General features: G+C 58.7%; 16 protein-coding genes and 1 tRNA gene. 4 read left to right on the plus strand and 13 right to left on the minus strand.

Going from position 1 to position 23,155, the window contains the following annotated elements; all coding sequences use genetic code 11:
* Positions 1–249: 249 nt before the first annotated feature.
* The 5 genes from ABG996_RS08960 to ABG996_RS08980 all read right to left on the minus strand — a co-directional run bounded on the left by ABG996_RS08960 (position 250) and on the right by ABG996_RS08980 (position 5,641).
* Positions 250–1,449 (minus strand): ABC transporter ATP-binding protein, encoded by a 1,200-nt coding sequence (locus ABG996_RS08960; protein WP_347479647.1) that lies wholly within the window; start codon positions 1,447–1,449, stop codon positions 250–252.
* A 68-nt stretch (positions 1,450–1,517) separates the two neighbouring features.
* The gene (locus ABG996_RS08965) at positions 1,518–2,357 is read right to left on the minus strand and encodes a carbohydrate ABC transporter permease (protein WP_022095055.1); all 840 of its coding nucleotides are present in this window, start codon (positions 2,355–2,357) and stop codon (positions 1,518–1,520) included.
* A complete protein-coding gene (locus ABG996_RS08970; protein ID WP_006235864.1) occupies positions 2,357–3,211 on the minus strand; it encodes a carbohydrate ABC transporter permease in 855 nt (284 codons plus the stop codon). Before ABG996_RS08970 ends, ABG996_RS08965 begins: the two co-directional genes overlap by 1 nt.
* An 87-nt stretch (positions 3,212–3,298) precedes the next feature.
* The gene (locus ABG996_RS08975; RefSeq protein WP_006235863.1) at positions 3,299–4,615 is read right to left on the minus strand and encodes an ABC transporter substrate-binding protein; all 1,317 of its coding nucleotides are present in this window, start codon (positions 4,613–4,615) and stop codon (positions 3,299–3,301) included.
* 306 nt (positions 4,616–4,921) lie between these two features.
* A complete protein-coding gene (locus ABG996_RS08980) occupies positions 4,922–5,641 on the minus strand; it encodes a GntR family transcriptional regulator (protein WP_055285612.1) in 720 nt (239 codons plus the stop codon).
* A 229-nt stretch (positions 5,642–5,870) separates the two neighbouring features.
* Between ABG996_RS08980 and ABG996_RS08985 the strand changes: the two genes are divergently transcribed.
* From ABG996_RS08985 to ABG996_RS09000, 4 genes are all read left to right on the plus strand, one after another.
* Positions 5,871–8,321 carry a PTS transporter subunit EIIC gene (locus tag ABG996_RS08985; RefSeq protein ID WP_196033782.1) on the plus strand — a complete coding sequence of 817 codons (2,451 nt, stop codon included), beginning with the start codon at positions 5,871–5,873 and terminating at the stop codon, positions 8,319–8,321.
* A gap of 125 nt (positions 8,322–8,446) precedes the next feature.
* Positions 8,447–9,460 (plus strand): polyprenyl synthetase family protein, encoded by a 1,014-nt coding sequence (locus ABG996_RS08990; RefSeq protein WP_347479650.1) that lies wholly within the window; start codon positions 8,447–8,449, stop codon positions 9,458–9,460.
* Between the two features lie 138 nt (positions 9,461–9,598).
* Positions 9,599–10,504, plus strand: coding sequence for a peptidoglycan-binding domain-containing protein (locus ABG996_RS08995; RefSeq protein ID WP_347479652.1), 906 nt, complete (start codon positions 9,599–9,601; stop codon positions 10,502–10,504).
* Between the two features lie 38 nt (positions 10,505–10,542).
* Positions 10,543–10,617, plus strand: a tRNA-Gln gene (locus tag ABG996_RS09000).
* Between the two features lie 432 nt (positions 10,618–11,049).
* Here ABG996_RS09000 and ABG996_RS09005 read toward each other — a convergent pair.
* The 8 genes from ABG996_RS09005 to acpS all read right to left on the minus strand — a co-directional run bounded on the left by ABG996_RS09005 (position 11,050) and on the right by acpS (position 22,922).
* On the minus strand, positions 11,050–13,224 hold the full coding sequence (locus ABG996_RS09005; protein ID WP_161116109.1) for a hypothetical protein: 2,175 nt from the start codon (positions 13,222–13,224) through the stop codon (positions 11,050–11,052).
* A 193-nt stretch (positions 13,225–13,417) separates the two neighbouring features.
* Positions 13,418–15,307, minus strand: coding sequence for a carbon starvation CstA family protein (locus ABG996_RS09010; RefSeq protein WP_196033790.1), 1,890 nt, complete (start codon positions 15,305–15,307; stop codon positions 13,418–13,420).
* Positions 15,308–16,098: 791 nt separating this feature from the next.
* Positions 16,099–18,483 (minus strand): tRNA (adenosine(37)-N6)-threonylcarbamoyltransferase complex transferase subunit TsaD, encoded by a 2,385-nt coding sequence (gene tsaD, locus ABG996_RS09015; RefSeq protein WP_346965428.1) that lies wholly within the window; start codon positions 18,481–18,483, stop codon positions 16,099–16,101.
* Positions 18,470–18,976: a tRNA (adenosine(37)-N6)-threonylcarbamoyltransferase complex ATPase subunit type 1 TsaE gene (gene tsaE, locus ABG996_RS09020; protein ID WP_117735673.1), complete on the minus strand. Its 507-nt coding sequence runs from the start codon at positions 18,974–18,976 to the stop codon at positions 18,470–18,472. Before tsaE ends, tsaD begins: the two co-directional genes overlap by 14 nt.
* A 12-nt stretch (positions 18,977–18,988) precedes the next feature.
* Complete coding sequence (locus ABG996_RS09025) at positions 18,989–19,609, minus strand: uracil-DNA glycosylase (RefSeq protein WP_006235848.1); 621 nt, start codon at positions 19,607–19,609, stop codon at positions 18,989–18,991.
* An 8-nt stretch (positions 19,610–19,617) separates the two neighbouring features.
* A complete protein-coding gene (gene alr, locus ABG996_RS09030) occupies positions 19,618–20,763 on the minus strand; it encodes an alanine racemase (RefSeq protein ID WP_347479655.1) in 1,146 nt (381 codons plus the stop codon).
* A gap of 2 nt (positions 20,764–20,765) precedes the next feature.
* Positions 20,766–22,382 (minus strand): NAD(P)H-hydrate dehydratase, encoded by a 1,617-nt coding sequence (locus tag ABG996_RS09035; RefSeq protein ID WP_347479657.1) that lies wholly within the window; start codon positions 22,380–22,382, stop codon positions 20,766–20,768.
* The gene (acpS, locus tag ABG996_RS09040) at positions 22,383–22,922 is read right to left on the minus strand and encodes a holo-ACP synthase (protein WP_117630072.1); all 540 of its coding nucleotides are present in this window, start codon (positions 22,920–22,922) and stop codon (positions 22,383–22,385) included.
* Positions 22,923–23,155: the final 233 nt, after the last annotated feature.

Below are 23,155 nucleotides of genomic sequence, written 5' to 3' on the forward strand. Positions count from 1 at the left end.
TAATTGGGTCTACCTGTTATAGATCAAGACAAACAGATTCCTCCGTTAAATTCATCTCGATCTGTAACAGGTAGACCCAATTTGGCCCTCCTCCTGTTACAGATCAAGACAAACTGACAGATGAACGGTCCCAACACAAAGAAAGGCTCCCCTCTCGCCCAGTGGACGGGAGGGGAGCCTTATATGTGACCGCGGCAAAAGGATGGCAATACCGCAGCCGCCCAAAGGGAGGGCCTGGATGCACCGGGCCTAGATAAGGTTCTTGCCAGAGACCTTATCGAAGAGGTGGGTCGCGTTCTTCTCGAACTTGAACCAGATGATGTCGCCAGCCTTGAGCGCGCCCTTGGCCTCGAGGTCGACGACGGGGATAATCAGGACAAACTGGCCGTCGGGAGCGGTCACGTGGACATGCTCGGTCGAGCCCATGAGCTCGGTCACCTCGACGGTACCCTGGAGCGCGCCCTCCTCGCCCTTGTCGGCAAGCAGGATCTGCTCGGGACGCACGCCGGCCGTAATCTCCTTCACGTCGCCGCCGTCCCAGTTGAGGGCAAGCTGAGCGCAAGTCTCGGGGGCGAGCGCCACGTTCATATCCTCGGTCTTGACGGTAAAGCCGTTGCCCGAGCGCACCAGCTGGGCATCGAAGAAGTTCATCTGCGGCACGCCGATGAAGCCGGCGACGAAGATGTTCGCGGGATGGTTGAAGACCTCCTGCGGCGTGGCGATCTGCTGGACGACGCCGTCCTTCATGACCACGATACGGTCGCCAAGGGTCATGGCCTCGGTCTGGTCGTGAGTAACATAAATGAACGTGCCCTTGATCTCGTGGCGCAGCTTAATGAGCTCGGCACGCATCTGGTTACGAAGCTTGGCGTCCAGGTTGGACAGCGGCTCGTCCATCAGGAAGACCTTGGGGTCACGCACGATGGCGCGGCCGATAGCGACACGCTGGCGCTGGCCGCCGGAGAGCGCCTTGGGCTTACGGTCGAGGTACTCGGTAATGCCCAGAATCTCGGCAGCAGAGCGAACCTTGCGGTCGATCTCGTCCTTGGGAACCTTCTTGAGCTCGAGCGTAAATGCCATGTTCTCGTACACCGTCATATTGGGGTACAGAGCGTAGCTCTGGAACACCATGGCGATGTCGCGGTCCTTGGGCGCCACGTCGTTGACACGCTTGCCGTCGATGAGCACATCGCCCGAGGTAATGTCCTCCAGGCCGGCGACCATGCGCATCGTCGTGGACTTACCGCAGCCAGAGGGGCCAACGAGGACGACGAACTCCTGGTCGTGAACGGTGAGGTTGAAGTCCTCTACAGCGAGCACACCGTCCTCGGTAACCTTGAGGTTGTGCTTCTTCTCCTCGGTCTTCTTCTTTTTGCCAAAGAAGCCTTTCTTTTTTGACTCGTTGTTGGGATACACCTTCTGAACATGTTTGAGAACGATCTCGGCCATGTCTCTACCTTTCGATATGCGGCGCCGCGCTGAGGGGCGCCGCAGAAACTTGCAAAACAGTTACGGCATTAGCCCTTGACGGCACCTGCCACCACGCCGTCGATGATGTACTTCTGACAGAGGATGTACATGATAACGATGGGGATAACGACCATCATGATGCAGGCCATCATGGGGCCGAGCTCGACGTGGCCGTAGCCGCCGCGGAAGTACTGGATCAAGATAGGAATGGTCTTGTACTTGGTGGAGTCGAGCGTAAGGTAGGGCAGCAGATAGTCGTTCCAGACCCACATGGTCTCGAGGATGCCGACCGAAAGATAGGTGGGCTTCATGATGGGAAGGACGATCTTAAAGAACACCTGGACCGGGTTGCAGCCATCAATCATGGCCGCCTCCTCGATCTCGAGCGGGATGTTCTTTACAAAACCGGCGAACATAAAGACCGCCAGGCCCGCGCCAAAGCCCAGATAGATAAAGCAGATGTTGAACGGCGTGTTAAAGCCGATGCGGTCCGCCAAATTGGACAGCGTGAACATGAGCATCTGGAACGGCACGACCATCGAGAACACGAACAGGTAATAGAAGAAGTTCGAGATCTTGTTGTTGACACGAACCACGTACCAAGCGCACATGGAGCAGCACACCAAGATCAGCACGACCGACGTGACCGTGATGATGAGCGAGTACATAAATGCCGAGGCAAAGCCCTGCTCGTTAAGGGCGTGCATGTAGTTTGCGAGGCCGTTGAACGTCTCGGGCGTGAGCAGATCGAATGCCGTGGTGGTGCTGATTGCGGTCGCTTTCTTAAAAGAATTAAGCGCAATCATGAACACGGGGTAGATCCACGCGAGCGACAGGATCGTAAAGAAAATCGAGAGCGCGCGGTTGATAACCTTATCGCGTTTCATTACTGCTGCACCTCCTTGGACCTCGTGGCCTTAAGCTGGATCATGGAGATGGCCACGACCAGGATGCAGAAGATAACCGCCTTGGCCTGACCAATGCCCTGCCATGCGATACCGGCACGCGAATAGAACGTGTTGTAGATGTTCAGGGCGAGCATCTCGGTGGAGTGCGCGGGGGCGCCGCCGGTAAGGGCGAGGTTCTGGTCGAACAGCTTAAAGCCGTTGGTGATGGACAGGAACAGGCAGATGGTGATGGTCGGCATCAGGTTAGGGATCTTAACCTTCCAAAACGTCTGCCATGCCGTAGCGCCGTCGACCTTGGCGGCCTCGATGTAGTCGGACGGAATGGACTGCAGACCAGCGATGTAGATGATCATCATGTAGCCGACCTGCTGCCACAGGGTCAGGATGATAAGGCCCCAGAAGCCAGCAGCAGAGTTAAGAGCGATGAGCTGGGCGCCCACGTTGGAGAGCAGGCAGTTGATCAGAATCTGCCAAATGTAGCCCAGCACGATGCCGCCGATCAGGTTAGGCATAAAGAAGATCGTACGGAAGATGTTGGTGCCTTTGAGCGCCTTGCGGGTGAGCGCCTGCGCAATGGCCAGGGCGATCACGTTGATGAGCACCGTCGACAGGAAGGCAAACGCCACGGTAAAGAAGAACGACGTGGAGAACTGCGGATCGGACAGCGCGCGCACGTAGTTCTCGATACCGACAAAGTGCGCGTTACTAATGATAATAAACTGGCAGAACGAGAGATAGAAGCCCTGGATAAAAGGGATCACGAACCCGATCATAAACGCCAGGCACGTGGGCAGCATAAAGAGCGGCCACCAGCGCTTGAGTGCTTTGCCCATAAAAGGGTCCTTTCAATATGCAGGGGGCGGGCAAACCAACGTCTGCCCGCCCCCTGTCGCTAATCAGATAGCTTGGGCAGCAACTGCTTACTCGGAAGCGGCCTTCTCGGTCTTCCAGCCATCGACGAAGGCGTTCTTGACGCCGTCCCACTTGCTGTTATCGGCAGCGTAGGCAATCAGAGCCTGCTTGAGGTTCTTCTTCCACTCCTCGGAGGGAATGTAGACGAAGTCCCAAGCGACGGTCTTCTTGCCGTCCTTGGCCATGGCAACGGCCTGCTGCGAGAAGACGTTGGTGGTCTCCTTGGCGCTCTTGAACGGAGCGGTCAGACCCATCTTGTCGGCGATGATGCTGGTCGGGGTGTCAGCGGTGACGCACCAATACATGAAGTCCTCGGTGGCCTTCTGGGCATCCTCGGAAGCCTGGGAACTGACGCACCAGTAGTTCTCGCCGCCGGAGCACAGGCCCTGGTTCTCCTCGCCGTCAACACCGATGTAGATCGGCATCATGCCAATCTGATCGTCGGTCATGCCGGCCTTGACGAGGTCAGAGTAGGCCCAAGAGCCGTTCTGGTAGAAGACGGCCTTGCCGGTTGCGAACTCGTTGGTGGCGTCGTCGCCGGTCTTGGAAGCAAGCTGCGAAGGATCGCAGGTGGAGTCGGTGATGTACAGGTCGAAGATCTGCTTGTAGTTGTCGAGGAACTCACCCTTGATCTCGTCGTCCTCCTGGTTGTGCTCCTTCTCAAACTCGTAGTAGAGCGGCATGTTGGCAAGGTGGGTGGTGTAGCGCCAGCTGGAGGAGTCGTCCATGCCGGCGGAAGTGAAGGCACCCTCGACACCAAGCTCGTCCTTGCGGGCCTGGATGTCATCGGCACAAGCCTTCAGCTTGTCGAAGGAGTTGATGTCCTCGGCCTTGTAGCCAGCCTTCTCGAGCAGCTGCTTGTTGTAGATGATGCCGAAGCTCTCCTGGACCCAGTCGATGCACACATCCTTGCCGTCGGACTGCAGAGCCAGGGAGTCGTCAATGAGCTCACCGCGGAGCTTGGTATCGGACAGGTCGGCGCAGTAATCCTTCCAGTTCTTAAGACCGGTGGGGCCGTTGACCTGGAACAGGGTCGGAGCGGAGCTCTTGGACATCTCGGACTTAAGCTTCTCCTCGTAGGTGTTGGAAGCGGCGGTCACGATCTTGACCTCGACGCCCTTCTCCTTCTTATAGGCCTTGGCGATCTCCTTCCACTCCTTGTCGACCTCGGGCTTGAATTGGAGGAAGTAGACCTCGGCAGCGTCACCAGAAGCAGAGGAGCCGGAGCCGGCAGAACCACCGCAACCCACGAGGCCCAGACCAAGAACTGCAGCCGCGGAACCAGCAAAGCCCAGGAACTGCCTTCTGCTCATTTCGTTCTTCATTACAATCCACCCTTTCACACCGTGGCGGCACCCTTTGCCGCCGCCTTCGGAGATTGGCTCGGGGACTTTGCCCCTTTTGCTGATTTGAACGATACGCTATTTGGCTAGTTGTTTGAACAAGTATTACTAGAGCGGTAGAAAAACTTCGGTGAACGGTAATTTCAACTTGATACTTGACAAGTTTTGTATAAACAATTATTTGTTATCTAATGCAGAGAAAACGCCCGGTCAAGCCGATGTACCGTCGGTTTGACCGGGCGTTTTCTCTTTGAGGCCATGAGTCTCGTCAGGCTGCGAGCTAGCCGGCTATCGCTTGGAATTGACGCGGTAATGGAAGATCTCGGGGTGTGTGCGAGTGTGCGTCACCTCAAACAAGATGCCATCCGAGGTGTACGACTGACTCTCCATGACGGCAACGCAGTTGTATTTGCCGAGGTCAAGATAGCTGCAGTCCTCATCGTTGGCGAGCTCGACACTCACCGTACGACGGCTCGCCATCACTTTGACACCGCGCTTGTGCTCCAGATAGCCGTAAATAGAATCTGCCGCGATCTCGGGAGTCAGGCCCTTGGCGATCGACGCCAAAAAATAGCCATGGTCCACTTGGCGCGCGTTGCCGTTGAGGCTTCGGACACGCACTACGCGAATCAACTCCTCGCCCACCTTAAAGCCCAGGTGACGAGAGAGTTGCTCGGTGCAAACCAGATGTTCGAAAGACTTAACGTCCGTCGATGCAACGGCATTGTTGCGCTTTGCAAACTCGCCAAACGACTCAACCTCTTCGAGTGCGCCCAACATGTCGGTTTCGCCCTTAAGCCAAATAACGCGCACGCCCTTGCCGTGTATGGGCTGCACAAACATCCCGTCGGCCAGCATGCTCAAAGCGCGGCGGACGGTATTGCGCGTGCAGCCAAATTCCGCGGTCAGCTCGGCTTCGGTTGGCAGCATCTCCTGAAACGCATAGGTCCCATTAATGATGCGCGAGCGTATTTCTCGGTAGATTCCTTCGTATATCGCTTTTGGCATTGTTTCACCTCTACATTATTCATTTCCGGCTAGGCACGATAGCATTTCTTAAAGTTGTTTAAACCGAATATCGGTGAAGCGACAGGATTTAGCCGTTGACGGTTTCTGTCATGCCCAAATCGGTTTCGCTCAAAACTGCCGGTACGACACTCGTCTGGTCCTCTACAATGAATCCATTGTTTAAACGTTTCCCCACGCGCAACGCGCCTCGATATTCGGAAGGCAGAACATGCTGCAAAAAATCCAACGCTTTGGCGGGGCAATGTTCGCGCCCGCCATGCTGTTTTCTATATCAGGCCTCATGGTCGGCGTCTCCGCTCTCGCAACGACTGCGGACATCGTCGGCGATCTCGCCGTATACGGAACCCCTTGGTACGCTTTTTGGACCATCATCCAGCGCGGCTCGTGGACGGTCTTTAAACGCCTCCCGCTCCTTTTTGCCGTAGCGCTGCCCATCGGTCTTGCCCAAAAACAACCGGCTCGTTGCTGCCTCGAGGCTCTCGTCGCCTATTTTGCCTACTGCTTCTTTTTGAGCGAGATCATTAAGCTGAGCGGAGACAATCTTGGACTTAAGTACCCGTCGTCTTTGACCTCCGCTAGCGGCATCACCATCATCGACGGCATCAAGACGCTCGACACCGGCATTATCGGCCCGCTGGCGGTATCGGCAACCGTCGTCGCCATCCATGACCGCTTCTACGATGCCAAGGTTCCCGATTGGCTCGGCACCTTCTCGGGCTCCTCGCTGGTCTACCTCATCAGCTTTTTTGCCGTGTTTGCCCTTGCCGCTATCTCGGCCGCCATCGTGCCCTCCGTATACGCAATGACCGAAACGCTGCGCCATGCACTTACGAGCGTCGGCCCCTTTGGCGTGGGCATCTTTGTGCTTTTGGAGCGAGCGCTCGAGCCCATGGGGCTGCACCACCTGCTCTACATGCCGATCTACTACGACAACCTGGTCATTAACGACGGCATCTACGCCACGTGGAGCAGCTTGCTCCCCATCCTCTCCCATAGCACGCGCCCCCTTAATGAACTTGCGCCGTGGGCCGGTTTTACCGCCACCGGCTGGGTCAAGCTCTTTGGCCTTCCCGCCATCGCAGCCGCGTTCTACTCCACCGCAAAACCAGAGCGCCGCGCCGGCCTTAAGGTCATCCTTTTGCCCGCCATCGTCGCCTCGGTGGTTTGCGGCGTTACCGAGCCACTCGAGTTTCTCTTTATGTTCACCCACCCCGGGCTCTTTTTGCTCTACGCCGTCTTATCGTCTTGCCTTGCCACAACCATGAATCTCTTTGGCATCGTCGGCATCTTCTCGGGCGGCCTCATGGAGATGGCAGCCTTCAACTTTATTCCGCTCATGCGCACGCATGCCGGTGCCTATCTTTTGGCGCTCGGTATCGGCCTTGCCTTTAGCCTCATCTTTTTTGTTAGTTTTCGAGCACTCATCTTGGTCTATGACCTTAAGACACCGGGCCGCGAGGATCATGTTGCCAATCGCGCGGCAATCGATTGTTTAACGGGAAGCGACTTTGCCAAAGAGCAATCCCCCAATGACGAGGTCGATAGTCGATCCGATCAAGATCACGTCCTCGCTGAGCGGGTAATTCAGCTTTTAGGTGGCGTTGGCAATATCGTGGGCGCAACCAACTGCGCCACGCGCCTGCGCGTCGAGGTCGCAGACCCTTCCATCGTTGCAGATAACGCGTCGTTTGTCGCGGTGGGCGCCAAGGGCCTCATCATTACCGGCAAGACCGCCCAGGTGGTCATCGGCATCTCCGTTCCCCGCGTTAAAGAGCATTTTGACCAGATCATGGGCCTCGAGCCGGAATTTGTGCCCACCACCTCGGCCTCCCCTGCCGCCAGCGCAGCCCATAAGCGCGGCGATATCTGCTTCTTCGATATCGACGGAACGCTCGCCTGGCAAGACCCCAGGCTCGCCCAAGACCTTCCCGAAGACGAGCGGGACCTCTCCCCCTATCCCAACGAGGCGGTTTCGCAGGCAATCCGCGAGTTTGTCGCCAACGGCAACATGGCCTTTATCTGCACGGGGCGCACCCTCAGCTGCATCCACCCCAAACTTCTTGAGCTGCCCTGGACCGGCATCGTCTGTCTTGCGGGCGGTTACGCCGAGATCAACGGACACGCAATTCGCGATCTGTCGATGACGCCCAGCATGCTGCAGCATCTTGCCCCCTATCTTGAGCAATCGGGCGAGGTCATCCGCTTTGAGGGCCTCAACGGCGTCGTGCGCATGAGTGCCGATGCCCCCGATGCCCCCGGATACGCGCGCACCCTGGGCGACGCAGTCACGCAGCTGCAACATTACAGTGTCTACAAGATCTTGATGTCTACATCGCTCGCCAACCACATCGCTCAAGATAAGGCACTTGAGCCGCTGCTGTGCTTTAACGAGCTCGAACTCGAGGTAACCGAAATCTCGCCCCGCGAATGCACGAAGCGCGGGGGCATCCAGTCTGTACTCGACGCCCTCGATCCCCACCACGGAACCGTATACGGCATCGGCGACGCCAGCAATGACGTCTCGCTGATGAACGCCGTCGATGTCGGTATCGCCATGGGCAATGCGCCGGACTATCTCAAAAAGCGCGCCGACTACATCACCGACTCGGTCGACAAAGATGGCGTCGTCAAGGCGCTCGAGCACTTTAGGCTTATATAAGCAGCCGGCACGCGCACACGTCCCGTTTCCCCAAATCGCCAAAACAGACGCGCCGGCAACTCCAATGTGGCAATATGGTATCTGCACACCGCAACGATGCAACCTAAGAAAGAATGCGAGAACCCGTGTCCAGTCCGTTTACCAGCTTTTTAGCCCAGCACTTTGACCAGATCAACGACTATCTGGCCACGTTCTTTGACGGACAGGCGACCTCTGCCGATATCGAGCGCTACCTGTATACCCCGCTCTCGGCATTTACCGCCAATGCCGGCAAGCGCCACCGCCCGCTCATCTGCATGCTCGCCGCCACCGCAGTGGGCGGCAGCTTTGAGAGCGCCCGCAGCGCCGCGGCGGCCATCGAGCATTTCCAGTCGGGTGCGCTCATCCACGACGACATCGCCGATAACGGGCAGCTGCGCCGCGGTAAGCCCTGCATGCACCTCACCGAGGGCACGGGGCTTGCTATCAACTGCGGCGACCTGGCACTTACCATGGTCACCAAGACGGTTCTCGACGACCCCACGCTGGAGCCCAACGTAAAACTCCGCGTGCTCCACGAGCTCACCGAGATGATCGTTCGTACCATCGAGGGCCAGGCGCTCGACCTGGGTTGGGTACGCGACGGGCGCTTCGACATCTCGGTCGACGATTACCTGGACATGGCGACGCACAAGACCGCGTACTACAGCGGAGCCACGCCGCTTGCCACCGGAGCCATCATCGGCGGAGGCAGCGAGGAGCAAATTGAGGCGCTGCGCGCCTTTGGCCTGCACACGGGCCTTGCCTTCCAGATTCAAGATGATCTGCTCAACTTGATCGGTACCAAGGAGGCCGCCAACAAGGACTTCCGCACCGACATCACCGAGGGCAAGCGCACGCTTGTCGCCGTACACGCCCTCTCCGATGAGCGCTATCACGACGAGATTGAAGCGATCCTCTCCTCGGGCACCGAGGACCCCGCGCAGCTCGCGCGCGCCGTGGAAATCTTCCAGGAGACTGGCTCTATCGATTACGCCCACGCCTACGCACTGGACCTGACCGCCAAAGCTAAGGCCGCCATCGAGGACGTTTCGCTCGACCCGCATGCACGCGAGCTGTTCCTCTCCATGGCAGATTTCTTTGTGGAGCGCCTTAACTAGCGGGGGTTATAAAACCTGTCAGCAGCGTATTTGGGTACAACTTGCTACACTGTTGAGTGCATGTTTATGCATCCCTTTGCGTTGTCTATCCGACATACGCTCAAATAGTACGAATGGTACGCCGAAAGGGGTTCGTTCATGGAACCTATTACAACGGGCATGCAGGGAGCAGCCGTCGAGGACGTCCAGTCCCGCCTTCTGCAGCTCGGCTATACAATCGATGACACCGAGGTTGCCGACAAGCGCTTTGGCACCACCACCGAACAGGCTGTTGGCACCTTTAGGCTCGATAGCGGCCTTGCCGCTGGCTGTGCCGTCGATATCCCCTGCTGGAGCGCTCTGGTCGACGCCTCGTATAAACTGGGCGACCGCACCCTCTATCTGCGCATGCCCAATTTCCATGGCGCCGATGTGCAGGCCCTGCAGCGCGCTCTCAACGTTTTGGGCTTTGCCTGTGGCGAAGACGACGGCTACTTTGGTCCGCATACCGAGGCCGCCCTGCAGCAGTTCCAGGAAAATGTCGGCCTGTTTGCCGACGGCATGGCCTTCCAGGACACCTACGCCTACATCAACCGCCTGCACCATGTGTGGGAGGGCAAGCCCTCGGTCACCGAAGCCGAGTCCCGCATCGGTTTTGCTCGCGCCGCCAACGTGCTCGAGCGCTTCCAGATTGCCGTTATCGGCGAGGACCCCATCGCACGCAGCGTTGCGTCGCGCATGTGGAATATCGCCACGGCAACGACCGACAACAGCGGCATGATGCTCTGTGACTCCGAGGTCCCAACCGACGTTGACCTGGTGCTCGAAATCGCAAGCGACGAGCTGCCCGCCGACGCCGCACCGCGCGCCACGATTGCCCTCGCCGAGTGCCACAACCTGGCCCAGCGCATCCGCACCGCCAATGTCGCCGCGCAGCAGAAGCCGGCTCGCATTCGCATTGAGCTCACGGGCATGACGCGCTACAACGGCACCTTCACGGCCAGCGACGCGCAGACACTCGCCGTACGCCTGCTCGATGGCGTTTGCGATGCCCTCGCAGATTAGGTAAACTAAACGAGTTGCTTTTGGGCAACACCACACATTGGGACGTAGTTCAACGGTAGAACTCCGGTTTTTGGTGCCGGCTGTTGGGGGTTCGAATCCCTCCGTCCCAGCCATTAAAATTGAGCGCCCTGAGCCCATAACGGCCCAGGGCGCTTTCTTGTGGGCAAGCGGAGGGATTCGAACCCGCAAGGGTGCGGAGCTGAGGAAACGCGAAGGCGCCCCAAGCCCATTAGGACCAAGAGCGCCTAACATCAAGAAAATATCAGCCCAGTTCCGAAAAGCGAGCCGCATGCAACAACCAGGTAACCACAGGCCCCGGGAGAGCGGGGACACCGGCTTAGGTTTATCGCGAGTTCCGCACGAACAGGAGGCCACTTAACCTCGATGTTTTGGACGTGACAGCGAGAGGGGCCCTGGTATGGCAAGGTGACGTGAAACAAGGCGGCGCTGACCTTCTGGTCGCGCCGCCGAAGTTGAACGTCAGATTGCCGTGCCAGGGCCCCTCGCAGCGTCAAGAAGACCGCCGTTCGGTAGAACGGCGGAATCTAATTGTTCAGCATGCGGTCGAAGCTTCCCGAGTCGCCATCCCGATAGTCTGCGGTCATCAGAATCTCCTGCGGAATGCGCCCGCCCTCGCGCAGCACGTTGCGGAACTGCACGCGCGTAACCATGGGCAGATCCTTGATCGTCGCTGCCAGGTTCTGCGGCACACCCTGGTTGGCAGCCGCGGGCTCGCACTCTCCGCCGGCCTTCACGCGACGCTTATGCTCGGCGAGCATGGCGCGGTACATGCCGGCATGCAGGCGAATCTCAACCACATTGGCATTGCGAGCCTGCTCGACGATGCGCGCGCCCTCGCGATCGATATCGCCCACGTAGTAGACGTAGTTAAAGCGATAGCCAATCTCGGCCAGATAATCATCCAGTGCGTGCGAGACGCTCGCTTTGCAGCCGCCGCCAAAAATCACGCCGCCCACCTTGATGCCAAAGAGCTTGGCGTGCTTGCGGCCACGCAGCAGCTTGACGATCTCGTCGTAGGTGTCCAGGTTCTCGACCATAATGAACGGCTTGTCGGCTCCCAGCGTAAAGAAGCCCGTAAAGTGCACGGGGCGATTGGGGGCGACCTTGATCGCCTGCATGCTGATGCCCTTTTCGGTCATACGCCTGATCAGGCGCTCACCGTGCTTGCCGTCAAATGCCTTCTCGTCGTTAAAGATCTGGTAGGCACGCTGGCGGCGCGAGGCAACCGGCGTATCGGCACCTCGGTTCTGCTCGATCCAAGCCTGGATGATTGCGATTTCCTCGGCAATCTTGCGGTTGGACATCTCGTTGTGCTGAGTGCGCTGCGGAGCCTTTTTGCCGTCCTTGCCCTCGACCTTTACGATCTGTGTCTGCTGCTCCTTGATCTTGGAGAGCGCCATAGGCGTGGGGACAACCTTGAGCAGCTGCCTGCCTAAAACGCGGGCAAGGGCAAACGCCGAGACCTCGCCGTGGGCGGCCGACTCGGGCTGCCGGGCAGCAGTATCTACTGCGGCAGACTCCGGCTTCTTCTGAGACTTGCGCTTAGAATCGCCTTGGGAATTGCGCTCGCGCTTCGGCATAGACGCCTGCTTCTGCGGACGATCGGACTTGCTCTCCTTCGCTGACTGGCGCTTAGGCTGCCCCGAAGAAACCTCGGCCTTCGCATCCTCGTTCTGCGGCGTGGTCTTCTCGGTTGCAGTCTCGGCATGGGAACTGCGGCCTCCACGATGGCGACGGCGGCGAGGCTTGCTCGACGCGCTCTGCTCCGTCTGCTCATCAGTAGGCTGCTGGCCCTTGGCCTCGGCATCAACCTCAAGCTGCGGCTCAACAGGCTTTTGCTCGCGAGCCACCGGCTCAACGGCCTTCTCGTCCTGGGTGGTCGAAACCGACTCGCCCTTCTCCTGACGCTTTACGGGATACGCACGTCCCGCAAAACCGCGGCCGGGACGACACGAACCCGGAGCCTTCTTGGCAGACTCCTCAACATCGTCTGCAACCTCAGAAGACTCTTCAACCTCACGCGCGGCATCCTGCGCTGCAGCCTTAAAGTGAGCACCGCGACGACGCTTGGGCTCTTGGGCCTCCACGGGCTTTTGCTCCTTCGTGGGCTTCTGCGACTCGGCAGCAACCTCGGTCTCAACAGCCTCGGCATCCGTCTCGCCCTTTCGAGCAACGGCGCGACGGAAGCGCTCCTGCTGGGCGCGGCGCTGTGCATCGCGCTTGCCGCCCCCGCCAAAATCGCCGCGTCCTGCCTTGGCCGTAAAGGCACGCACGACGTTCTCATCGAGCAACTCATCGGTATCGACATGCTCACGCGGAGCAGCTTCTTCCACAGCAGGCACGTCAGCGGAATCCTCGACGACAAAATCCTCGACGGACTCGGCAGGCTGCTCCTGGGCATCGCGGATCTCGGCATTGATGGTATAGAACGCCGGGCGCCCGTTAATGCCGCTACCCTCGATCTTGGTCACGATATTTGCCGCGATAAGCTCATCGCGCATCGCCTTGGTGTCACATTCCTTATCGACGGAGCGGAAAATTTGCGCCAGCGCGCTCGACTTGATCTTGAGCGCCTTGCGGCAAAGCAGGTCGTAGGCAACCAGCTTGGCACGCTCAGCAGAAAGCGATGTCTGGCTGCTCAGACGCTCAGCCAGGGCATCGACATTATTTTGGTTATCGGAATATACCGTCTTGGCCACGGGGCCCCTTTCATATGTACACATATACGTTTATATGGTACAACGCGCGCCCTTATCCATGCAAAACATCTGCGAGAACACTCGAGCACACTCGAGCGTCACCCACTTTTGCATGAAAAAAGACCGAGCCCGCAAAGTCGCGGACCCGGTCTTTCCGAGTCAAATGGATGGGAGATTCAACCCGTCCGACCGACTAGGCCTTGGCGGCCTCGGCGTCAGCGGGAGCCTCGGCGGCAGCGGCGCGACCGTACTCGGCCTTGCCCATCTCGGACCACTCGGGCTCCTCATCAGGCATGGAGCCAGCCTCCTTGCCGAAGAACTCCTTGAGGCAGTTGACGGCGACGATGAGGCCCAGGACCATCAGCAGGACGGCAAAGACGAGCTGCAGGCCCTTGGTGGCGGCGACGGAGACGGCGGCCGTGGTGGCGGTAGCCGGGATGGTGCCGAAGAAGCCGTAAGCCTGGACGGCGGCCATGCAGCCCATGGCGCTCTGGACCAGCGAGGTGAAGGTGCAGCAGAGCAGGAAGGCGACGGGCACGTAGAGCATCCAACCCTTGCGGCCGGTGCACTTGCAGAACACGGCGAGGGTGATCATGGTCATGCCGCCGAGCAGCTGGTTGGAAGCACCAAAGAGCGGCCAGATGTTGGCATAGCCACCAAAAGCGAGGGCGAGACCGGGAAGCAGGGTGACGACCGTGGCGAACCAGGGGTTGCCGAGGACCTTCATGTAGCCGGCCTTGGACTCGATGGCCAGGGCGTCGTTGGTCTGGGCAAAGAACTCGGAGAACGAGGTGCGGGCGATGCGGGCGACGGCGTCGAGCGAGGTCAGGGCCAGAGCGGAGACGTTCATGGTCATGAAGACGGTAGCGAGCGTGCCGTCAACACCGAAGGCCTGCATACCGCGGGAGATGCCAGCGGCGAAGATCTGGAACGGGGTGGAAGCGACACCGGCGTTGAGGGCGCCGGTACCGGCGGTGTTCATATCGGAGAACATGATGCCGGCAACGATGATGGCAAGGATGCCGACGAAGGACTCGACGATCATTGCGCCGTAACCGACCTTGACGGCGTCCTGCTCCTTCTCGACCTGCTTGGAAGAGGTGCCGGAAGAAACGAGGCTGTGGAAACCGGAGAGAGCACCGCAAGCGACGGAGACGAACAGGACCGGGAACATCATGCCGGAGGCAGTGGAGAAGCCGGTGAAGACCGGAGCGGTGATAGTGGCCTGACCGTTGACGCCCAGGACGACGATGCCGAGGACAGCGCAGACGATCATGACGATCATCATGATGGAAGTGAGGTAGTCACGCGGGGTCTTGAGCATCTGGATGGGCATAGCGCCAGCGAAGACCAGGTAGACCATGACGACGGCGAACCACTGGAACTTATCCAGGTAGACCGGAAACTGCATACCGACGGCGAACATGAGAACCATAAGGACCACGCCGGTGACGAACTCGGCAGCGCCGGTGAGGTTGAACTTCTTCTGGGCCCAACCAAAGGCGATAGCGACGAAGGTGAACAGGATGGAGATGGTACCAGCGCAGCCGGCGGCATAGGACTTGGTGAAGTCGATGGCACCGGTAGCAGCACCAGAAGCGTCAACGGCCGGGGTGAACATGAACGTCTTGCAGACCATGTCGGTAAAGGCGGCGATGACGATGATGCAGAACAGCCAGCAGAACAGCAGGAACAGGCGACGGCCGGTCTTGCCGATATACTTCTCGATGAGCTGAGCGAGTGACTTGCCGTTGTTCTTCATCGAAGCGTACAGGGCACCAAAGTCGTGGACGGCGCCAAAGAAGATGCCGCCGACGAGGACCCAGAGCACGACGGGCAGCCAGCCAAAGGCCATGGCGACGATCGTACCCGTGACAGGGCCAGCACCGCAGATCGAGCTGAACTGGTGCGAAAACGCAGTGAAGGCGGAGACGGGCGAGAAGCTGTTGCCGTCCTTCATGCGCTTGGCCGGCGTGAGGGCCTCTTTGTCAACGCCCCACTTGTTGGCCAGCCAGCGGCCGTAGCCCAGATAGCCGCAGGCGAGCACCGCCGCGGCCACAACCATGAGCAAAACTCCGTTCATTACATTTCCTCCTCTAAAAAGAACTTCCTAGACATAAAAAATGAGGGCCGTCGGTTGCGCTCGACGGCCCTCATCTTCATCAGCCGCCCGTTATCGTACGGGCTAGCTGTATGTGCTAACCCGCATCAGATAATTACTACGCTGATAATGTTTAGCTGATGCGTGAACATGTCTAAGAAATCCTCTTCAATCATGATGCGAACGATCCGTGCGTGTTCACATCCCCCAGTGGTTGAAAAGGAGTATGAAACTTTAGTTACCTAAAGTCAACGCAAATTTGTAATGAATTTTCAACTTTTTTGGATTTCTCGGTATAAAACGCCACTGACCTCGGACTTTACCCAGCGACAGTTTTTGCATGAGAGATGTCCCTCGGGAGCGGGCGGGCGTATACAAGGTTTCCTGCTCTACAGTCCTGCTCGCACGGAGAGCACATTAAGTGCTCTCCGGCTCGTGCGGAACTCGCGATAAACCTTGTATACGCCCGCCCGCTCCCGAGGGGCTCCCATCCCAAATGCGGAGCAAAGCTCCGCACACCAACTTTTTCTTTCAGCTAAAGAACGCTGGAAATTCGACGCTGGCTTGTTAACCTTGCTGGACGTTGTCGACGCCAAACCAGCTCAGAAGCTATATCGATACAGAAAGGTCCCCGGACGGAGGGGCCGGATATAAGGTTTATCGCGAGTTCCGCACGCAAAGAAGGCCACTTAATGTGGCCTTCGTCTTGCGCAGGACTGTAGAGCAGGAAACCTTATATCCGGCCCCTCCGTCCGGGGACCGCGCCGTACCAGCTACAGCGTCATGTTCGGATCGGCGTCGACGTCGAACGGCGAGATTTCACCTCGGTCGAATTTACGGCGAGCGACCTCCGCGATCATGGCGGCGTTATCGGTACAGGCAGACAAGGGCGGCACCGTTACGCGAATCCCCTGACGCCCAAGCTTCTTGATCATCATCTCGCGCAGATGCGGGTTGGCCGAGACGCCGCCACCGATGCAGTATTCCTTGCATCCGGTAGCGTGCAATGCGTTTTTGGCCTTCTTGTACTGCACGTCAAAGACAGCTGCCTCAAACGAAGCTGCCAGATCGGGCAGGTGAATCGTGCGCCCGGCCTTGGTCTCCTGTTCAATGTAGAGCGTCACAGCGGTTTTAAGGCCCGAAAGCGAGAAGCGATAGTCTCCCCTGCTGTTAAGCGCACGGGGGAAATCGATCGCCTTGGGGTTGCCCGTCTCGGCCAGCTTGGAAATGATGGGGCCACCGGGATAGCCCAGACCCAACGCCTTGGCTACCTTGTCGAAGGCCTCGCCCACAGCGTCGTCGAGCGTCTCACCGAGCACCTCGTAGTCGCCCCACGCCTTCACGTGCACGAGCATGGTGTGCCCACCCGAGACAAGCGTGAAGATAAACGGCGGTTTGAGGTCGGGTTGCGCCAGCAGGTTGGCAAACAGGTGCCCCTCCAGATGGTTGACGCATACGAGCGGCTTACCGGCAGCGTAGGCAAAGCCTTTGGCAAAGGCAACGCCCACCACGAGGGCGCCCACCAGGCCCGGACCCTGTGTCACGCCCACGGCGGCAAGCTCGCTGGGAGCAATGGCTCCACCCTCAAGACCAAGCGATGCTGCGGCATCCTCGAGCGCCGCATCCACGACACTCACAATCACCTCAACGTGTTTGCGCGAGGCGATCTCGGGCACCACGCCGCCAAAGCGGGCATGAAAATCAATCTGTGTCGACACCTGGTTGGCCAGCATATTGCCATCCGCATCGATAATCGCCACGGCCGTCTCGTCGCAGGAACTCTCGATAGCGAGCACCAGGCGGCGGCGCTCAATTTCGGCGCGCTCCCCCTCGGAGCGCCCAGGCGCAGGCAGCGGCCATACGCGTTGCTCGGCTGCCGTCGGCTCGGGCGAGGCGTTATCGACCGGAAGTACGAGGGGAAGTGGGGCCGTCATGACGATGGCGTCTTTGCCGACACCGTAGTAGCCACGACGACGACCCACCTCGGTAAAGCCCAGAGCGGCATAGAGCGCAATCGCGCCCTCGTTGCCGTCCTCGACCTCGAGCGAAGCCGTGGTGCAGCCGAGCATCTGGGCATCATAGCTCACATGCGACAGCAGCTTGCGGGCAATGCCCTCACGGCGATGTGCCGAGTCGACGGCGACATCCAGAATCTGCACATCACCGTCCACGACCATACCGCCGGCAAGGCCCAGCAGCTTGCCGTCGTCGTGTGCCACCCACCAACTACGCGGCGCAGCGACGTCCTCGCCCAGTTCGGACAGGAACATGCCCGGCGTCCACGCCTCGTGTCCGGCACCTTCAAAGCAGGCAGCCTCTAGCGCGCTCGCGCCCTCGGCATCCGCCGCGCCCATGGGACGGAACTGCAGATGACGACCGGCGAGCTCATCGGCAACGCCCGTAATTTCGCTCTGCGCACTCTCGGCAAGACCAAGACGCTTGCGCTCGTTTTCCTCGGCATCCGAAAGGCGCGTGTAAATCGGCAGGACGCGAGCCGGATCGCCGTCACCCGCAGCGTGCGCGAGCAGCAAGCCCTCGCCCGAAGGCCACCACAGGTCGCGCTCCACGCAGCGGGCGGTCTCGTCCTCACCCAGCAGCTTGCCATAGCGCACGAGACCGTCACCGGTCAGCTGAACCTGGTCCCAGTCCGCTGCTCGGCGCCACTCATCGAGCGCCACGGCGGCCTTGACCACGTGTTCGCGCTCAAATTGACGCTCGGGACCCTCATCGCCCAGCATATATAGTGCCGGATATACCTCACCGCGCATGGCATCGGCCAAGATACCAAGCTTGCCGCGCACGCCAGCCTTCCACGCCGTCCAAGCGCAAGCGTCGAGCGTCGACACGCCCAGCAGCGGAACATTGGCACCGCGCGCGAGGCCCTTGGCAGTGGAGATGCCGATGCGCACACCCGTAAACGACCCTGGGCCGCGGCCGACCACGTAGCAACCAACATCGCTGCGATCCAGACCGACTTGAGCCAGCACGCCATCAACGGTATTCACGAGCTCAACGTTGGCGTGACGGCGACACATGTGGTCGCCACTCACGAGCTTCGTCTCGCCCGTCTGCCCATCAATCCAGCTTGCCGCGCAGGCAAGCATGTCGGTCGAGGTATCGAGCGCCACCACCAGCGCGTTGTCGTTATGCAAGCTCATCTTGTACAGCCTTATCAATCAAATGGGAAAGCTCCATTGCGCGGTCACCGTGCGCCTCGAGCGTTATCGTTCGCACATCACTGTCGCCCTCATCACGCTTGAGCGTCACCGAAAGATACTCATCCGTCAGCTCGTCTTGGAATTGTTCGCCCCATTCCAGCAGGCAAGCACCCTCATAGCCCAGCACATCGAAAATGCCCGTATCCTCGAGCTCGTAGGCATGCTCCAGACGGTATAGATCAAAGTGAAACAGCGGAATACGACCTTGATCGTGAACGGCCATGAGCGCAAACGTAGGGCTCGTAACCATATGCTCATCGCCCAGCCCGCGCGAGACGCCCTTGGTAAAGTGAGTTTTGCCCACTCCCAGGCCACCGGTCAGGATGAGCACATCGCCGTCCTCAAGGCACGGTGCAATTAGCTCGCCAAAGTACTCCGTATCGGCAGCGCAAGTCGTTTTGTAAGTACCTACCCCCAGGCGCTCCAGGGACATATATGCTCCTTATTATTCCGAGGCGTCCTCTGGTGCGGGATGTCGCTCCAGATAGTCGCCCAGCATCTTAAAGTCTTCCTCCAGCAGTTCCTGCCACGCCGGATTGCGTAGCGCTGCTGCCGGATGGAACGTGGGCATTACTACAAAATGCCCCATCTGGTGGAACCTGCCGCGCAGCTTAGTAATGCCAATCTCGGTCTTAAGCACAAAGTGCGTCGCGGGGTTGCCGAGCGTCACGATAATATCGGGCCAGATGCTTCGAATCTGCTCACGCAAAAACGGCGAGCAAGCCAGCACTTCCTCGGGACGTGGATTGCGGTTTCCCGGCGGGCGGCACTTAAGCACGTTGGCAATGTAGACGTCTTCGCGTTTGAGCCCCGCCAGCGACAAAATGCCGTTGAGGTCCTCGCCTGCCGCCCCCACAAAGGGCTCGCCCTGCAAATCCTCATTGCGGCCCGGCGCCTCGCCAATAAACATCACACGAGCGCGGGGGTTTCCCACGCCAAACACGATATTGTGACGCGACTGGTAGAGCTGGCAGAGGTGACAATCGCCCAGAACGGCCTCAATTTCCTCGAGTGCGACCTCACGTGGTGCCTGATGGGTATGGCCGGGGATGTGCATGACGCCCATAGCGGCTCCTACACGTAGACCTTGTCGAGACGCATGCCAAAGCCGCAGGCGACCTCGTAGTTAATCGTTCCGCGCAGTCGGGCCATCTCGTCCATAGTGATCTCGGCATCGCCATCGCGGCCGACAATAATCATCTCGTCACCATACTCGGCCTCGGGAATCTCGTGTGCCGGGTTGGACTGAATGGCGACCATAAACTGGTCCATGCAGATATTGCCAACCTGATGCACGCGCTCGCCGCGATACAGCACATCCATACGATTGGAAAGCGTACGCGATAGGCCATCGGCATAACCGATCGGCAGCGTGCAGATCTGAACGCGCGTACGCGGTACGCGGTAGGTAAAACCGTAGCCCACGCCCTCGCCCATCGCAGGGTGTGCCACGCGCGTCACACGCGCATGGACGCTCATAACGGGATCAAGCTGCATCACGCGGCCACTCAGCTCGCACGGCTGCATTCCATACAAGCCAACGCCGGCGCGAATCATATCAAAATGCATCGAAGGGTCGAGCATCGAGGACGGCGTGTTGGCGCAGTGCACGATACCGCACTCAAAGCCCGCATCCTTAATGGCCTGAACGGCCTCGGTAAAGCGCTGACACTGCAGTTTGTAGTCCCAGCCCGAAGGTTCATCGGCCGTGGCGAAGTGCGTAAATACGCCGTCGCACTGAATACCGCGATGGAAATTAATACCGCGGACAAAGTCAAGCACCTGCGTGTAGTGAACGCCGATACGATTCATGCCCGTCTCGATGGCGAGATGATACTTGCCCACTTTGCCCGCCGCGACGGCACATTCGCCATACGCAAGAGCAAAGTCAGACGTATAGACCGAGGGCATGATATCAAACTCGAGCAACGTCGGAATGGCCTCGATAGGCGGCTCGCTTAGGATGAGGATAGGTTTCGTAATCCCGCCCTGTCGGAGCTCAACGCCCTCGTTAACCGTCGCCACGGCAAACATGTCGGCACCGGCCGAATACATGATCTTGGCGCACCCAACAGCTCCATGACCATAAGCATCGGCCTTAACCACGCAGCACAGGCGCTGACGTGGATTCAGCAAATTCTTATAGGCCCTCGTGTTGCGACGGAGCGCCCCGCGGTCGATCTCGACCCAGGACCAGCGCGTCAAATCGGCTTTATTCATGATTAGTCATCCGACCCTTCGTCCATGATTCCCAGATCTTCGAGCGCATCCTTTGCCGCCAGCTCCATGGCAGGACCGATCAAGTCGATAAGATCGGTCGCGATAACGCTCTTCTCACCATACTCCGTCGCCGCGGCAAAACCGGCGTAGCTGTGAAGTGCGACGGCGTACGAATACAGCAACTCCCAACGATCCATCTCGTCGCGCATGGTGGCAAGCGTGCCGGCCAAAATACCCGCGAGAACATCACCCGAACCGGCAGTTGCCAGAGAAGCCGGACCCGAGAGCGGCAGCAGCACACGCTCAACGCCACAGATAGCCGTCGTCGGCCCCTTGGCAATGACAACCAGGTTGTCGGAGCCTGCAGCCCAGACAACCTTCTGCGCGGCCGCAATCGCGGTACCAAGGTCGTTCACCTCGTCACCGGCAACCAGACGCGAAAGCTCACGATAGTGCGGCGTCATAACCAACGGCTGCTCGCGACGATACATCTCGGGGTTACTATCAATACCGTCAATGGCAATCTTAGCAAGGCAGTTGAGTGCATCGGCATCCAAAATAAGCGGTACATCAAGCTCGAGCAAGCCCGAAACCACCTGCATAGCGCCGGCAGACGTCGTCATACCGGGACCGCACAGTACGCAGCTGTACTTCTTTGCAATCTCGCACACCGTCATGCGCGCAGCGGCGCCAAAGGAGCCGCGGGAATCAGACGGAATAGCAAAGACGGGAATCGAAGGAAGTGCCATGCGAATAAGATTAGCGCAGGCGTCAGGAGCCGCGACTGCCACGTAACCAGCACCCGCGCGAGCTGCAGACTTGGCCGCCATAATGGCAGCACCAGGATATTGCGCAGATCCGGCGACAATAAGCACAGAGCCACGGGAATACTTATCGATATTCGTAGGAAGTGGAGCAAAGAAATCAACTAAGTCACCGGGCTCGACAATCTCGGCGGCGTGGTCGACATCATCGATGACCTCGTCAAGACGGTCGTAAAGATTGCCGCAAATCAAATCGCCAGCATACTCAGGGCCATCAGCGCTATACAGACCAATCTTGGGCGCAATCATCGTCACCGTATGCTCGGCACGAATGCAGTCGTCATCAACAACGCCCGTCTCGGCATTCAGGCCCGAGGGGACATCAATGGATACGACACAATCGGCGCATTCATTGACCGTAGGAATCCAGATGGAGAACGGCGCACGCAGATTCCCGTGGAAACCGGTACCAAATATGGCATCGACAACAACATCGGCCTTATCGATCAAAACCTCGAGTTCGTCACGCGAGGGGCCGACGCAAACGTGCACATCGCGGCCGGCAGTACGACGAGCAACATGACGTGCCAGAGCAGCAGGAATCTCATCCGGCTCAACCGGAGAAACGATATCGACGTCCACACCCTTATGGCTCAGGATATCGGCGGCAACCCAACCGTCGCCGCCATTATTACCAAAACCGACCAGAACGAGAACCCGATCGGGATTGAGCTTCAAGACCTCGTTGGCGGCAAACTCACCCGCTAGCTCCATAAGCTCGGCCTTCGAAGTCCCTTCGCGTTCGATGATATCCTCGAGACGAACGACTTCTTCGGTACTCAAAACCGGTTTCATCTATGCTCCTAGCGTATCTTGCGAAGCATCGCCCAGGTGCTCCGTCAATGCTGAATTCTGCAGCTGCTCAAGCTCATCTAAAACAGAGCGAGCCTCTTTAAATGTCTGCGCAACACGTTTCTTAGTGCTCACCTTTTCATCTTTTGGCTTAGGCCGAGCATCTTCGGTAATCGCGATGGCATTCGCAACGGCTAAGTCTCCTGTAAGCGTAATGGAAAGAGCGACCTCAACAACACCCAGCTCATGAGCGATCTCGAGTGCACGGCCCGAAAGCAGCGCCTTCGGTTTGCCGAGTTTATCACGCGTTACCGAAACATCCTTGCGACCCACGCCTTGACTAAAACCCGTGCCGAGAGCTTTAAGCACCGCCTCGCGCGAAGCAAAGCGGCTCGCATAGTGAGCAGCGGGACGCGATGATGCATCGCAATACGCACGCTCTTCTTCGGTAAACACACGCCGAGCAAACGACGGCGTCTTTTCAAGAATTGATTTCATACGGGAAATCTCGACGATATCAACGCCGATACCAGCTTCAGCCATGTTCACCTCCATATCGCACAGACTAAGTTATTGTAGCCCGTTCACAGAAGATGCGACAAACGAGGGTTATAAAACACAGCTACTATGTGAGACAAAAAGCCCGTAAACGCAAAAAGGGGGGAGGCCGCGAGGCCTCCCCCTTCCAAGTTCAAGCGTACGGCTCGGTGCCGTCCACCGGTCAGCGGCGCCCTGGCCTCCCACGGGCTGACCCCGCAGTACTCTCGGCGCGATGG

The organism is Collinsella aerofaciens, from assembly GCF_039836695.1.
GTDB classification, from domain to species: domain Bacteria; phylum Actinomycetota; class Coriobacteriia; order Coriobacteriales; family Coriobacteriaceae; genus Collinsella; species Collinsella aerofaciens_BD.

Excerpts from the sequence above, each read along its gene's own strand:
- ABG996_RS08960 (WP_347479647.1), bottom strand. The coding sequence starts at position 1,449 with ATGGCCGAGATCGTTCTCAAACATGTTCAGAAGGTGTATCCCAACAAC.
- ABG996_RS08965 (WP_022095055.1), bottom strand. The coding sequence starts at position 2,357 with ATGAAACGCGATAAGGTTATCAACCGCGCGCTCTCGATTTTCTTTACG.
- ABG996_RS08970 (WP_006235864.1), bottom strand. The coding sequence starts at position 3,211 with ATGGGCAAAGCACTCAAGCGCTGGTGGCCGCTCTTTATGCTGCCCACG.
- ABG996_RS08975 (WP_006235863.1), bottom strand. The coding sequence starts at position 4,615 with ATGAAGAACGAAATGAGCAGAAGGCAGTTCCTGGGCTTTGCTGGTTCC.
- ABG996_RS08980 (WP_055285612.1), bottom strand. The coding sequence starts at position 5,641 with ATGCCAAAAGCGATATACGAAGGAATCTACCGAGAAATACGCTCGCGC.
- ABG996_RS08985 (WP_196033782.1), top strand. The coding sequence starts at position 5,871 with ATGCTGCAAAAAATCCAACGCTTTGGCGGGGCAATGTTCGCGCCCGCC.
- ABG996_RS08995 (WP_347479652.1), top strand. The coding sequence starts at position 9,599 with ATGGAACCTATTACAACGGGCATGCAGGGAGCAGCCGTCGAGGACGTC.
- ABG996_RS09010 (WP_196033790.1), bottom strand. The coding sequence starts at position 15,307 with ATGAACGGAGTTTTGCTCATGGTTGTGGCCGCGGCGGTGCTCGCCTGC.
- tsaD (WP_346965428.1), bottom strand. The coding sequence starts at position 18,483 with ATGAGCTTGCATAACGACAACGCGCTGGTGGTGGCGCTCGATACCTCG.
- tsaE (WP_117735673.1), bottom strand. The coding sequence starts at position 18,976 with ATGTCCCTGGAGCGCCTGGGGGTAGGTACTTACAAAACGACTTGCGCT.
- ABG996_RS09025 (WP_006235848.1), bottom strand. The coding sequence starts at position 19,609 with ATGGGCGTCATGCACATCCCCGGCCATACCCATCAGGCACCACGTGAG.
- alr (WP_347479655.1), bottom strand. The coding sequence starts at position 20,763 with ATGAATAAAGCCGATTTGACGCGCTGGTCCTGGGTCGAGATCGACCGC.
- ABG996_RS09035 (WP_347479657.1), bottom strand. The coding sequence starts at position 22,382 with ATGAAACCGGTTTTGAGTACCGAAGAAGTCGTTCGTCTCGAGGATATC.
- acpS (WP_117630072.1), bottom strand. The coding sequence starts at position 22,922 with ATGGCTGAAGCTGGTATCGGCGTTGATATCGTCGAGATTTCCCGTATG.